We start from the raw sequence: 14,204 nt of genomic DNA, 5'->3' as shown, positions 1-14,204 counted from the left end.
TATCACAGTATGCCCCTGTCTAAAGCAGAATCTTACGACTTACCGCTTTATCGATGGTAATATATCCCGGATAGAATACCGACTGCCCTGCGATATTGATAGAAGGTTTCACTTTTAACGTAAATATTCCCTTTTTATTCTCATCGCTCGACATTAAAAAATCCTGCAGGTCCGAATTCTTTAATAAATCATAGATATTGGTCGCTATACGCACATTGGCCACAGTAGATTCTCCGGGCTCTATTTGTAATGATTGATTGACAATCCCTTCCACAAGCTGCTGTCCACCATAAAGAATGATATACTGAAACTTATTAATGGATGCCTTTTTGAGCGTCGGGTTGTCTATTTTAAGCCGGATAACTGCATTCAATGGAATATCTTTCCGCAAATAGGCCAACGCCAGGCTCGGCGCTGCTCCCAGGTCGATTTGATTATTCTTGATCAGTCGTTGCAATGATATTCCGGCCAACCGAATACTATCTACCGATTCCACATCGAACTTACATTTCGCCAAATTCTCGATCTGTGCCTTTTGTCGATTCACGCCGCAGCCGGAGATAAACAAACCCAGCAGAACCAAACATCCAAATAAAATTTTCTTGCTCATAATCCCTATTTTCCTCCAAATTTATATAAAACTCCCAGTGTAAACAATGGGTACCCTGCTTTTAAATAGGTATTACTTTTAAAACCAAATACCATACCGTTCGTATATTGCAGCTTCCATCCTTTCCCTAAGCCCATCCTTGTATAAAATACAGGTTCAATAAGCATATTGTCTTCTTTCTCTGCCGGAAGACCATCAATAGCGAAATTCTTCATCCGCATATTGCTCAACCGAATGATGGTACCGTAATCGATATCGTGCCGGTTGCCAAACAACTTTAGGGCATCCTTTTTCTCCGATGAAAAGTTTACCTGCACAAACACCTTTTCAAAATCCATATCCTTCGTTTCCACAATAGCTTGTCCCATCGTCGACGAACGCTTATCAACCACACTGGTATTGCCTAGCCCATACCCCCCGTAAACCTCAAATACACGATTATTTTTCCGACCGAAGCGTGTATAATAGCCAATCCCCGCTTCGCCCATCTTTTGCGCATAGTCTTTGATATTGGATTTATTATCCACATAGGAACCATTGGCAATGACAGCTACATGATCGGTTACGGCTACCCCCAGGTTGGCCGATACATTAGCCTTTGTATTGATATTACCGGAAACATATACCTCCCCAGCTTCTGTAAACATCGGCGCTGAAGGCACATTAGGCATGTAAATCGAACTACAGGAATAAAATGAACAGGCAAATAACCCCGCACACAAACCATATCCAAACTTGTTGTATTTCATATGTAAGTATTTATTCAATCGTGCTTGCATCCAATGGTATTCCGGAATGTTTCGCCTATTGTCTTAAAAACACCTATCCTTTATAAAAATTGTACCAAAGCTTTACATTTAACAGAAAATAACAATTTAAATAAAACCAAAACCTTAACGCACTCATTACCAACTCCGATAAATTGGCGGGGCAGCAGCGCTGCGGGCCAACGATATTGCCAACAGTGGCTCTGTGCAACGAAAGTGCAGCAAGTAGCATCCGATTTCGTTCATATTGCCCAAGGGTAGATCCACGGGAGAACAGACAAACAAAAAAAGGCATCAATTTCTTGATGCCCTTCCAATATTGTTGCAAAACCTTACGCTTGTTCTGTAGGAACTACAGATACATAAGATTTATTGTTAGCTTTTTTACGGAAAACTACTTTACCGTCTACTAAAGCGAACAATGTGTGGTCTTTACCAATACCAACGTTTGTGTCAGGATTGTGTTGTGTACCGCGTTGGCGTACGATGATGTTACCAGCGATTGCTTGTTGACCACCGAAGATTTTGATACCTAAACGCTTGCTATGTGACTCACGGCCGTTCTTAGAACTACCCGCACCTTTTTTGTGTGCCATTTCTTTATCTTAATTTAAGACTATTTGTCTGATTAAAAATTCAATTATAACGTAATACCAGTGATCTGGATTTTAGAAAATTGTTGACGGTGACCGTTTTTCTTTTTGTAGCCTTTACGACGTTTTTTCTTGAAAACGATAACTTTATCGCCTTTTAAATGAGACAAAATTTTAGCCGAAACTTTTGCACCAGCAACGCTAGGTGTACCAATGGTAAATTTACCACCGTCTTCTGCTAACAATACATTGTCAAATTCAATACTAGCGCCTTCATCTCCTTGTAAACGGTGTACAAAAAGGAACTGGTCTTTTGCAACCTTAAATTGCTGTCCTGCTATATTTACTATTGCGTACATTGTTAATTAATTAAATGTGTTATTAAATGAAGGGCAAAAGTAATCAGTTTTTATCATAATTCAAAGACAAATTTACTTTTTCGTTTCCATTTAAACGTTATCAGTTGAACAGCATGACCATAATCCGTATTAGGACAATGCTGTTCACGCCTGTTTCCGCTTACCAAACCAAAATTCTTTTCTCCGGTGCCACATACATTTTTGCTGTAGGCTGTACATTAAATGCTTTATAGAAAGCCTCCATATTGTATACGGGACCATTTACCCGAAATTGTTCGGGGCTATGTGGATCAACTTTTAAACGTAGCCGCATGCGCTCATCGCTGCTCTTTACGCGCCACACTTGCGCAAAACTCAGGAAGAAACGTTGATCTGGAGTAAAGCCATCAATCTTGTCCTGCCCCTGCCCTTGTTTGGTTAATTTAAAGGCATCATAGGCAATATTTAAACCGCCGATATCCGCCAGGTTTTCACCTAAAGTAAGCTCACCGTTTACATGTTGATTGTCCAACAGCGTAAAACCACCATATAACTTCGCTACCTGATTAGCGCGTTCCGTAAACTGTTTCGCATCCACTGCAGTCCACCAGTCATTCAAGTTGCCGTCTTTATCATATTGGCGCCCCTGATCATCAAAACCATGAGTCATCTCGTGTCCGATAACGGCACCGATAGCGCCATAATTGATTGCATCGTCCGCGTTGGCATCAAAGAAGGGGAACTGCAAGATGCCGGCCGGAAATACAATCTCATTATACGGTGGATTGTAATAGGCATTCACCGTAGGTGTTGTCATCAGCCATTCTGCCTTGTCAACCGGTTTACCAATTTTACCCACCATTTCTTTATAAGCATGCTTTGCAGCAGACTGCAAGTTGGCATAGTAGGTATCTTTGGCTACCTCCACGTCACTATAATCTTTCCACTTCTCGGGATAGCCGATTTTTTTGGTGAAGGCTTCCAATTTTTCAATCGCTTTCTTTTTGGTTTCAGGCGTCATCCAGTCCAATTTCTCAATGCGGTTCTTGTAGACTTTCTGCAAATTGTCGACCAATTCGAGCATTCGTTTTTTTGCTTCGGGCTTGAAGTATTCATCCACATACAACTTACCCACAATCTCGCCAAGATTCTCGTCCGCCGAACTCACCATCAGCTTCCAACGCTCTTTCTCCTGCTTCTGACCATTTAGGGTTTTCCCGAATAATTCAAACTTGGCCTCCCGGAAACCTTTGCTCAGTGCCGTCGCAGAAGCATTCGCTAAATCTGCTTTTAGTTTTGTCTTCCAGCTATCTAAGGACTGCGACTTCAACAAATTATTTAAAGCAAGGTAAAATTTGGGCTGCTGTACCAAAATCGTGTCGGTCTTCACATCCAAGCGTTGCAGAATATCTTTCCAGTTGAGGTTTGGCGTTTGCTTCTGAAATTCCTGTACCGCAAATTTGTGGTAGTTTTTAATGGGATCCCGCAATTCTACAGGTGTGGCATGCGATTTGGCAATTTCTGTTTCCAGGCGTAGCACTTCCTCAGCCGACTTTTGGGCATTTGCCCCTTCACCGATCAGTCCGAATAACTTGACCAGATACGCGACATAGACCTCCCGGATCTTCTTCGCTTTCTCATCCTGATCTAAATAATAACTTGCTTCAGGCAGGTTGAGTCCCCCCTGAAAAAATTGCAATGCATTCTTAGTGCTGATCCGGTCATCCGCGGCGACATAAAAGGTAAAAAGATCACCATCGCCCTCCTTAAATCCATCTGCAGCATACGCAATCAATTCATCAATACTTTTCAATCCATTGATTTTTTGAATGGCCCCTTCGATCGGTTTCGCACCCAATTTATCGATCGTCACCGTATCCATACCACTCGCATAGAAATCGCCAGCCTTTTGCTGATCTGAACCTTTTTTGTTGTCGGACTTTGCGGCCCCTTCCAAAATAGATTTCAGGTTTGCCAGATTTTCGTCGGCGAGCACATAAAAGGAGCCCCATCCTGTTTCCGATGCCGGGATCTGCGTATTTTTCATCCAGCTTCCATTCGCATATTGGAAGAAATTATCTCCTGGATTCACCGTCGTATCCATACCTGAGACATCAAAAAAATTTGTGCGGACCTCCTGAGCAGTATCGCTTTTCTTATTTGACTGACATGACATCATCATTAAGACCATGGATAGCGTCCCCCATTTGACTTTTTGTATCATATTTTAAGAGATTAAAAGCGTATTTAAATTTTACTTCAAAAGTTTCACTTCATACAGATCCTTCCGCCTATCCTTCTTCACTTTGACAGTACCATACTCATGTAGGTCGCGCAGCGCATACAGGTCAACGTCGGCAATAAGCACCATTTCAGCATTCGGTGTCGCCTCGGCTTTGATGGCATTATTGGGAAAAGCAAAGTCTGAAGGAGTAAAAACGGCGGACTGCGAATATTGTATATCCATATTATTCACACGCGGCAAATTACCCACAGAGCCAGCAATAGCCACATAACATTCATTTTCTATCGCCCTGGCCTGCGCGCAGGTACGCACCCGGATGTACCCGTTTTGGGTATCCGTCATAAAGGGCACAAATAGAATCTGCATGCCCTGATCGGCCAAAATACGGCTCAGTTCAGGAAACTCGACATCGTAACAGATCAACAGCCCTACTTTACCACAATCGGTGTCAAATACTTTCACTTCACTACCACCCACCATACCATAGTATTTAAATTCGTTTGGCGTGATATGAATTTTTTTAAACTCATCCAGCTTACCGTTGCGATGACAGAGGTAGGAAACATTGTAGAGTTTTTTGTTTTCCATCAATGGCATGGAACCCGCAATGATATTAACGTTGTAGGATACAGCAAACTGTTGAATGCGATCGATAATCTCTGAGGTATGCTGCGCAAGCCTTTCCATCGCCAGGCGCTCGGGAAGATCGTTATAAGGGCTCATGAGCGGCGTATTGAAAAATTCCGGAAACATGATAAAATCTGTTCCATAATCACTCACGGTATCCACAAAAAACTCGATCTGATCATAAAATGCCTCCAGATTATCAAACAAACGCATCTGCCATTGCACCAGCCCCAAACGGATCGTCTGCTTGGTGGTCGAAATGGACCGTGTCTCTGACTCATAATAAATATTATTCCATTCCAACAGGGTAGCAAACTCCATCGATTCAGCATCTTCAGGCAGATAATGCTTGAGTATTTTTTTGACATGAAAATCATTTGAAAGCTGAAAGGTCAGCGTCGGATCATAGATCTCCTTGCGTTTGACTTTCTCGATGTAAACCCGCGGACTCATTTTATCCGCATAGTTATGGTAATTGGGAATACGGCCCCCGGCAACAATACATTTGAGGTTCATCTGTTCACACAGCTCCTTACGCGCATCATAGAGACGCCGGCCGAGACGTAACGCCCGATGTGCCGGATGAACAAACACTTCTATCCCGTAAAGGGTGTCTCCATCATCACTATGCTTGGTAAACTTACCGTCATCGATAATCTCATAATAGCTATCGTAAATATTATTCTTTTTTGAATTCAGGATAATGGACAAGGCACAGGCAACGACATGTCCATCAATCTCCACACATAATTGCCCTTCGGGAAATATATCAATCAAATCCTGAATATTTTCCTTTGACCAGGTCTCACCTGCACCATCATAAGCCTGTTCCATCGATCGTTTCAAATCAACATAATCCTTCTTTGTCAAGTTTCGCACTTGAATATCCATATAAATCTCCTTTTTGAATTAGTTATCTAAATTTAGTAAAAGTAAATGCCAAGTCCAAAACTAGCAATACCCCACAGGCGAATATCAGATGGCAGCCAACTTCATATTTTAGACAGTGCTTACTCAGTGATTGTTCAGTGCTCGTTCAGTGCTCGCTCAGTGTAGACTGAATATGCACTGACTTATTACTGTCTAAACATTGATTAAGAAATATTAATAGGCACTACCTGATATGCAGATGTTTCAATTTTAATTAGATCTTGATGATCTTATCCCTTAACAGGTAGTTAGGGCAATCGTCTTTTTCATACATGAACCCAATTGGAGCATCGGAAAGACTTTGCTGAAATCAAGGACATAAAAAAAGCGCCAATGTTCAATTGGCGCTTTTGATATCTCAATGATAGCTGCAATCAACTATGCTTGACCTTGTGGCGTTCCAAAAGGGAATGCAACTGTAGGATCACCACCTTGTTGAGGTTGTTCAGCAACACCTAAGTCCATTTTAATTGGACCATTTAATGCTTCGAAACGGTTCACGTTATCAACCAATGCACCTAACAAGCGTTTTGCATGCTCTGGAGTCAAAACGATTCTTGATTTCACTTTTGCTTTTGGCACTCCTGGCATCACACGGATAAAGTCAACCACAAATTCAGTATTAGAGTGAGTGATAATCGCAAGATTTGAGTAGGTTCCTTCTGCTACTTCTTCTGTCAACTCGATGCTCAATTCGTTTTGATTTTGGTTATTTTCCATAATAATTCTAATGATAAGTTAATATATTCTTAAATTCTACTTTGTAAATGTTCTAAAATCTTGTCCGTTCTCAATATTCAATAATGTTTCGTAGATCAACCGGATCACGTTATCCACATCTTCCTTGTGCACCATCTCCACTGTTGTGTGCATATAACGGAGTGGTAAAGAAATCAATGCAGACGGTACACCACCATTGCTATAGGCAAATGCGTCCGTATCAGTTCCTGTAAAACGAGAAGAAGCCTGACGCTGGAAAGGAATATTATTCTTCTCAGCAACTTTAACCAACAGTTTATTCAGATTAATCTGAACCGCTGGAGCGTAGGACAATACCGGACCTTTACCTGAAAATAGATCGCCCTGTGTGATCTTATTGATCATCGGAGTTTGCGTATCATGTGTCACATCAGTTACGATGGCGACATTCGGTTTGATACGATCTGCAATCATTTCGGCACCGCGTAAACCAATCTCTTCTTGCACCGAATTTACGATATATAATCCAAATGGCAATTTCTTTTTATTCTCTTTTAGCAAACGAGCAACCTCAGCGATCATAAAACCACCGGCACGATTGTCCATAGCCCGCCCAACATAATAACGGTCGTTAAGGATAGAGAATGTATCTTCGTATGTAATGACACAACCGACATGTATTCCCAAGGCTTCAACCTCTTCTTTGGTACTACAGCCACAGTCCAAAAAGATATTTTTCAGCGAAGGATTTTCTTCTTTCTCTCCCGAACGCGTATGAATTGCCGGCCAGCCGAATACCGCTTTGACAATGCCTTTTTCCGTATGAATATTCACGCGCTTAGACGGCGCAATCTGGTGATCTGAACCACCGTTACGTATTACATAGATCAGTCCGTCTTTGGTAATGTAATTGACAAACCAAGAAATCTCATCCGCATGAGCCTCTATAACGACCTTATACTCCGCTTTTGGATTGATTACCCCTACAGCTGTACCGTAGTTGTCAACGAATGTATCATCAACATAAGGCTTCAAATAATCCAACCACAGGCGCTGTCCTTCCCACTCAAATCCTGTAGGAGAAGCGTTATTGATATATTTCTCAAAAAATGAAAGCGAATCTTTCGTCACAACCGCGTCGTGCTTCGGCTCTTTTTTCTTGTTTTTTTCTGCCATCTTTTCCTTTTCTATTTACTTTCGTCAAAATATGAAAATTTCAATGAAATGCAAAAGTAAAAATGTTTTTTGAAATATTGTTTGCGCAATTTATTTTAGGTTATACGCTCCTCTTTAAGTAAAAAGGATCCGCAAAAGACAATATTTTGTTCACGATGAATGAATTAGATCCGCAGCCCAATGATATTCTGCTTAAAAACAAATTGTAGGAATAAAAAAATGAGATTAAAGCTTATCTTTACTTCAAAGTAATTTAAAAAGCTATAAAATTTATGAATTCAATATTAAGTGCAATACATTGGAATATTGACCCCGAAATGTTCAACTTTGGCGCTTTTGCCCTTCGCTATTATGCCTTATGCTGGTTGTTAGCATTTTTTGTTTCATACGTGATCATGTTGCGTATATTCAAAAAGGAAGGCCGCACACAGGAACAGTTGGATCAGCTTTCAATTTATATTTTTCTGGGCACTTTGATCGGAGCACGATTAGGACACTGCCTATTTTACGATTTTGACTATTACAAAGATCATATACTTGAAATCTTCCTGCCATTCAAATGGGATAAAACAGGATTTCATATTACCGGCTTCGCAGGATTGGCTTCCCATGGCGGCGCCATCGGAATTATCCTCGCACTCTATTTATTCTGCAGAAAAACAAAAACCGACTTCTTGTGGTTAGCGGACCGATTGGTCGTTGTAGTCCCTATTGCCGGTGCACTTATCCGTATCGGAAATTTCTTCAATTCCGAAATTATTGGCACACCTACAGATCTACCCTGGGCTATCGTGTTCGAACGTGTAGACAATGTACCACGCCACCCTGGGCAGCTTTATGAAGCAATCGCCTATATTTTGATCTTTATTATCATTGGTTCCCTATTCAAATCAAATCCCAATCGCCAAAAAGGTCAATTATTTGGTATATTCATGGTCCTATTATTTGGTGCACGCATGGTCTTGGAACATTTTAAAATTGACCAGGAAGCTTTCGAGCAAAGTATGGCTTTAAACATGGGCCAATTACTGAGTATACCTTTTATTCTGGTGGGCTTCTACTTTATCTTCCGGAAAACCAAAGCTTAAAACAGGCCGCAATATATCCTTGTTTGCAAATACAAGATTTTACAGGCATCTTTTCTAGAAAAGATGCCTTGTTTTTTTTCTATACCTGCAAAGATTACTATATTAGGCTTCAATAAATAATATATCTTTTTACAACAAGAAACTTAAGCCTAAAATGAGTCTAACACAAGCTGCATCTGTCGAAGCAAATGAGAAGATGCTACAATACAATGGTCAATATGGAGAATTTGGCGGATCTTACATCCCACCGGTATTGGAAGAGCAATTGAATAAACTGGCTGCTTTTTTCGATAGTCATGTCCAAAAAGAAGAATTCCAGAAAGAGTTTATTGCGATCTTAAAACACTATGTCGGTCGCCCCTCACCTTTATATTACGCGAAGAATTTAAGCGAACACGTAGGTTCCAAAATCTATTTGAAGCGGGAAGATTTAAACCATACAGGTTCCCACAAGATAAACAACTGTATCGGTCAAATTCTTTTGGCTAAACAAATGGGAGCTACAGAGATCATTGCCGAAACTGGCGCCGGTCAACATGGCGTTGCAACAGCAACAGCAGCAGCATTGTTAAACATCCCCTGCAAAGTATTTATGGGCGAAATCGATGCTGCGCGGCAGGCCCTGAACGTCAAACGCATGGAATTGTTGGGCGCCGAAGTTGTAACGACCAACTTGGGTAGCCGTACGTTAAAGGATGCAGTAGACGCGGCCTTGATGTATTACGTCGAAAATCCCACATCCTATTATCTATTGGGATCACATGTTGGCCCACATCCCTATCCAAAAATGGTCGGCTATTTTCAAAGCGTTATCGGTAAAGAAGCACGCCAGCAGATTCTTGATCAGGAAGGGCGCCTTCCCGACAGCATCTTTGCCTGTGTAGGTGGCGGGTCAAATGCGATTGGCTTATTTTCGGGTTTTCTCGATGATCATGCCGTCGAAATTCATGGTGGTGAAGGTGGTGGCACCGGGACTTATCCAAAAACAGCAGCGACACTTTCTTTTGGTAAACCAACTGTATTCCAGGGGACATTTTCATACTGTCTGGTCGATGATGAAGGTAATCCGATCCCCTCAACCTCGGTATCTGCAGGCCTTGATTACCCAGGGATATCGCCGCAACATGCCCAGCTAAAAGATAGCAATCGTGCAAACTATCATCCCGTGACTGACACCGAGGCGATTGATGCCTACAAGTTGCTTTCCCGACTGGAAGGTATTATTCCGGCCATTGAATCGTCTCATGCTGTTGCCCTTGCGGTGAAATTGCTCAAAGACAAAAACCAAGTCGCTATTGTGAACCTTTCGGGACGTGGCGACAAGGATGTTGACCGCGAATTCTAGACGGTAACATCAAAATACATGAGTAGACCGAGTGCCGAGCCCTAGGTTATGCACTCGGTCTAAACATTTTATCCATTAGCTAACGATCGCCAAGATGAAACGACCTAGAAAACGTCGAATAGTTTTAAAAACAGTCATCAGCCTCCTCGTCTTACTTTGCCTGGGCCTGATAGGTTATAATCTTTATCCCGAACCAACGTTGGATCGGCATGCGAAAGTGGACAAACTGATTGTCTATAAATCTAAAAGGACACTATTGGCCTATAGCAAGGGAAAGCTCCTAAAATCATATCGTATTTCACTAGGCGGTCAACCTGTGGGCGACAAAGAATTTGAAGGTGATTTAAAAACACCCGAGGGTCTTTATACGATCAACGATAAAAATCCATATAGCGACTATCACAAAAACCTAGGTGTCTCCTACCCGAATGAACAAGATATCGCCCATGCCAAAAGTTTAGGAAAAGATGCCGGTGGCGACATCAAGATCCACGGACTCCGAAACGGACTAGGCTTTATCGGTAAACTGCAACGCCACATGGACTGGACTTTCGGTTGTATGGCACTTACAAACTCGGAGATTGACGAGCTTTTTGACGCTGTTCCAATAGGCACAACTATTGAAATAAAGCCCTAGCGGAAATAAAGCCTTGACTGAGATAAACGCTTAGCATCCGTCCCTTTACACTCATCTGTAGGCGATCTAACCCTTCCGTCCTATTTTTCCCCACAGCCTATTTTCAAAATACTACAAGATAAACCCTAAATATTACAACCCCATGTCTAATAAATTAGCGATTTTTGAGTTTACATGAGTAACTTGTATTTAAAATAATTCTTATGAAACTTGCAATAAAGAATATGGTATGCAATAGATGCATAATGGTTGTTGAAAATGAACTGGCGAAGCTCAATCTCCATGTTAAGCATATTTCTTTGGGCCAGGTGGAAATTGAAGAAGAACTAACCAAAGCGGAGAGCAAGCAACTTGCTGAAAATTTTTCGGAACTTGGGTTTGAACTTATTGACGATAAAAGAACCGTCATCATCGAACAGGTAAAACATGTGGTGTTGGATCTCATCCGTAATCAACATAACGACACCAGCCTTAATCTTTCCGAAATCATCAGCAAGAAAGTGCACCATGATTACAACTACATCTCCAATCTATTTTCGGATGTTGAAGGGATCACCATCGAAAAATACTTCATCGGCCAAAAAATTGAATATGTCAAAGAGCTATTGGTTTACGATGAACTGACATTAAGTGAGATTGCCTATAAACTCAATTACTCCAGTGTTGCCTATTTAAGTAATCAATTCAAAAAAGTAACCGGATTGACGCCAAGCCACTTTAAACAGATCAAAGACAATAAACGTAAGCCGCTCGATAAAATCAACGAGTAAAGGCGTGGAACGACAAAAGCAAGCTTCATAGCAGCCTCGGCCGCCAGGATTAGAAAACAGACAAAAAACAGAAGCAACTGGTCAAAGAAAAGAAGCAGCTGCCCAAAGAAGAGCAGGTCAAAAAAGCAACTGGTCAACAAAAAGAACAGCAGGTCAAAAAAGAAAAGGCTTCCGAGCGGAAGCCTTTCTTTTAAAATTGCCCTTTCAAATTAGCAACCCTTATCTTGAATATCTCTAATTCTTTTTGTTGTTGATTGATAAAAGAATTGTCCTCCAGTTTTCCGACCACAATATCACGTTCTTCATCATTGGCATAGACCATGTTTTTGAACTGATTTTTGTAGTCTTTGGCCCGGGATTTATAAATCTGTTCACCAATCCAGATCCGGTGCCCAAGCGCCTGATCCAACAAAGATACAATTTTATCTGTTGATAAAACCATACCTTCCAAATTTAAGACTTCGATTAAAGACAAGAGTGCATGTTCACGTTTATCTAGGGGGTAATCTTTACTTTTATCATGATAGAATTCATGAATATCATCCCACGAATCTATCTTTTTTGATTTGATATCATCTAAGAAAGTGTGCAGGGCGTTGCTTTCGATCAGCTGTCCACCGATATTCTCCCAGTTCGTACGCGATCGACCCGTTAAGGAGGCCATAATATCCTGCAGTGACATACCTTCCTCGAGGGCATCCATCAGGTGCAGTACACCATAATACTTAATAAACGAACGATATAAGTGATAAGCCTCGCCAACCTTCTGAATAACAGTCGGTCTGCGTGAATTTTCGGCCCCTTGCAACACGATGGTCTGATCTTTTAGGTCCATGTTGTTGGCAAGCAGTGCCCGACCGGCAACAATACGTTCACGCTCATCCTTCCCTGCTGCAGTGTGAAGGCTGTCTGCAACGGCCAAGGCCAGCATATCCATCCCTTCAAACATTTCATTCACCGTATCCGGTGCCAACATATCGTATTCAAAATATTGATTTTTGAAATGTCGATTGTCCCGCGCCGCATACTTATTGGCATTCCGTACCAATGCGTACATATTGTACATAAACCAATACCCCGGATTCAGGACCAGTTGATCATGTTGTACGTCATTGCTTACTAAGGTGAAAGGTAGCTTAATATCCAGTTCATGCAGAAAATCCCCTTTTACAATCAGGCAATACGATGCAAATCTGGAGTTGTGTTTTAGACTGACACAGAGTCCGGGCCAAAAACCACGTCCCGCGATAATTTCACCATCCGCAGCTCTGGAGTTGTGATTCGATCCTACAGTTGCTCCAGCAGCCATATTACTTTGGCCCATCACCAATGCCGCACATAAAAACGAGTTGTTATGGTGCTGTTCATGGGCTGGAAAAATCAGGGAATTTAATACTTCACAACAGGAAATTGTCGAGTTGTCACCCAAATAAGAGTTGATCAAGCGCGCACCATATTTCAATTGCGAATAGGAAGCCAAGATAAAACGTACGGCTTTAACGCCATAAAATATACGACAGCCATAGCCAATAATTCCATTAACAAGCTCACAGCCTTCACCGATCTGCGTATACGATTCCTGCGAGGAATTGACGGTTACATTTTTCAGCTTGCTGACCCCTTTGATATAAACATCAGTCCCGATCTTGACATTCTTGATCGTTAACGTATTTTTGATGACACAACGGTCGCCAATTTGGCTGTAATAGCCGCGTTGACTTCCAAATTTTTGATCCGTAAGTTCTCCAAATCGCTGCTGTAAAGCATGATCATGCCGATTGCGGGTCCAAAGGTATACATCTGCAGCCTGCATGCCATCAAAAGGGTAAACCGAGCGGGCACCATTTTCGTTGCAGAGCTCCAGCTCGATCCGTTTCTCCGACTCTTCACCGTCACGGAGGATGCCATTACCAAACTTGGCTGTACTACCGGTCTCCATTTCCTTGATCTGGCTCAACAGCACTTCATTGCCAACAATAAAGTAGGACAAGTAGCCCACATAATGAACAGCAACATCGTCACCAAAGTCCGAGCTGATGATCGTCGAATGGTACAGGCCAATGGGCAGCTGCAAATTGCGGTAATCCAGGTAACTCGGACTCAAATTGCCGATACGGACCAGACCGTAGAACTTACAGTGCTGCACCTGATTCGGATCGAAGACTGCCGATACTTTGACCTTGGTCCAGTCGCTTGACCAGTTACCGTTATGAATCAACTGTTGAATCTCCGTTTCCGTCAGATCGCGGTAGTCATTACGCGGGTTTTGCTGAAAGCGCAGGGTATATTCATCTTGTCCTGCTGGAATAAATTCATCTGGGATAAATCCATAGCCCAGCTGTTCCAAAGGTTTCTTCTTCAATACACTCATAGGCCTCC

The 14,204-nt window shown here is 41.9% G+C and carries 13 protein-coding genes; 4 read left to right on the top strand and 9 right to left on the bottom strand.

What is annotated here, in order from left to right; genetic code table 11:
• Positions 1 to 19: 19 nt before the first annotated feature.
• From B3P16_RS16855 to B3P16_RS16820, 8 genes are all read right to left on the bottom strand, one after another.
• Positions 20 to 610, bottom strand: a complete 591-nt coding sequence (locus B3P16_RS16855; protein ID WP_286843635.1) for a hypothetical protein — start codon at positions 608 to 610, stop codon at positions 20 to 22.
• Between the two features lie 5 nt (positions 611 to 615).
• The gene (locus B3P16_RS16850; protein ID WP_115049607.1) at positions 616 to 1,359 is read right to left on the bottom strand and encodes a hypothetical protein; all 744 of its coding nucleotides are present in this window, start codon (positions 1,357 to 1,359) and stop codon (positions 616 to 618) included.
• Positions 1,360 to 1,709: 350 nt separating this feature from the next.
• The gene (rpmA, locus tag B3P16_RS16845) at positions 1,710 to 1,973 is read right to left on the bottom strand and encodes a 50S ribosomal protein L27 (RefSeq protein WP_046672918.1); all 264 of its coding nucleotides are present in this window, start codon (positions 1,971 to 1,973) and stop codon (positions 1,710 to 1,712) included.
• Positions 1,974 to 2,017: 44 nt separating this feature from the next.
• Positions 2,018 to 2,329 carry a 50S ribosomal protein L21 gene (gene rplU, locus B3P16_RS16840; protein ID WP_028068281.1) on the bottom strand — a complete coding sequence of 104 codons (312 nt, stop codon included), beginning with the start codon at positions 2,327 to 2,329 and terminating at the stop codon, positions 2,018 to 2,020.
• A gap of 160 nt (positions 2,330 to 2,489) precedes the next feature.
• Complete coding sequence (locus B3P16_RS16835) at positions 2,490 to 4,532, bottom strand: M13 family metallopeptidase (protein WP_286843633.1); 2,043 nt, start codon at positions 4,530 to 4,532, stop codon at positions 2,490 to 2,492.
• Positions 4,533 to 4,562: 30 nt separating this feature from the next.
• Positions 4,563 to 6,071, bottom strand: a complete 1,509-nt coding sequence (locus tag B3P16_RS16830; protein ID WP_046672920.1) for a bifunctional GNAT family N-acetyltransferase/carbon-nitrogen hydrolase family protein — start codon at positions 6,069 to 6,071, stop codon at positions 4,563 to 4,565.
• A 417-nt stretch (positions 6,072 to 6,488) separates the two neighbouring features.
• Positions 6,489 to 6,830, bottom strand: a complete 342-nt coding sequence (locus B3P16_RS16825; RefSeq protein WP_046672455.1) for a DUF3467 domain-containing protein — start codon at positions 6,828 to 6,830, stop codon at positions 6,489 to 6,491.
• 36 nt (positions 6,831 to 6,866) lie between these two features.
• The gene (locus B3P16_RS16820) at positions 6,867 to 7,985 is read right to left on the bottom strand and encodes a M42 family metallopeptidase (RefSeq protein ID WP_070561144.1); all 1,119 of its coding nucleotides are present in this window, start codon (positions 7,983 to 7,985) and stop codon (positions 6,867 to 6,869) included.
• A gap of 272 nt (positions 7,986 to 8,257) precedes the next feature.
• On the opposite strand from B3P16_RS16820, the gene lgt reads away from it, so the two are divergent.
• The 4 genes from lgt to B3P16_RS16800 all read left to right on the top strand — a co-directional run bounded on the left by lgt (position 8,258) and on the right by B3P16_RS16800 (position 11,825).
• Positions 8,258 to 9,073: a prolipoprotein diacylglyceryl transferase gene (gene lgt, locus B3P16_RS16815; RefSeq protein WP_120334068.1), complete on the top strand. Its 816-nt coding sequence runs from the start codon at positions 8,258 to 8,260 to the stop codon at positions 9,071 to 9,073.
• Between the two features lie 154 nt (positions 9,074 to 9,227).
• Positions 9,228 to 10,418 (top strand): tryptophan synthase subunit beta, encoded by a 1,191-nt coding sequence (gene trpB / locus B3P16_RS16810; RefSeq protein ID WP_236560212.1) that lies wholly within the window; start codon positions 9,228 to 9,230, stop codon positions 10,416 to 10,418.
• Between the two features lie 94 nt (positions 10,419 to 10,512).
• Positions 10,513 to 11,055: a L,D-transpeptidase family protein gene (locus B3P16_RS16805; protein ID WP_070561146.1), complete on the top strand. Its 543-nt coding sequence runs from the start codon at positions 10,513 to 10,515 to the stop codon at positions 11,053 to 11,055.
• 203 nt (positions 11,056 to 11,258) lie between these two features.
• On the top strand, positions 11,259 to 11,825 hold the full coding sequence (locus B3P16_RS16800; RefSeq protein ID WP_070561147.1) for an AraC family transcriptional regulator: 567 nt from the start codon (positions 11,259 to 11,261) through the stop codon (positions 11,823 to 11,825).
• A 190-nt stretch (positions 11,826 to 12,015) separates the two neighbouring features.
• Here the strand turns inward: B3P16_RS16800 and B3P16_RS16795 are convergent, their stop codons facing one another.
• Positions 12,016 to 14,196 (bottom strand): DUF4954 family protein, encoded by a 2,181-nt coding sequence (locus tag B3P16_RS16795; RefSeq protein ID WP_286843630.1) that lies wholly within the window; start codon positions 14,194 to 14,196, stop codon positions 12,016 to 12,018.
• Between the last annotated feature and the right edge of the window lie 8 nt (positions 14,197 to 14,204).

Source organism: Sphingobacterium sp. UBA7631 (genome assembly GCF_002483935.1).
GTDB lineage: Bacteria > Bacteroidota > Bacteroidia > Sphingobacteriales > Sphingobacteriaceae > Sphingobacterium > Sphingobacterium multivorum.
The sequence above is the reverse complement of the archived record's forward strand: the minus strand, read 5'-3'. Positions and strand labels throughout refer to the sequence as shown.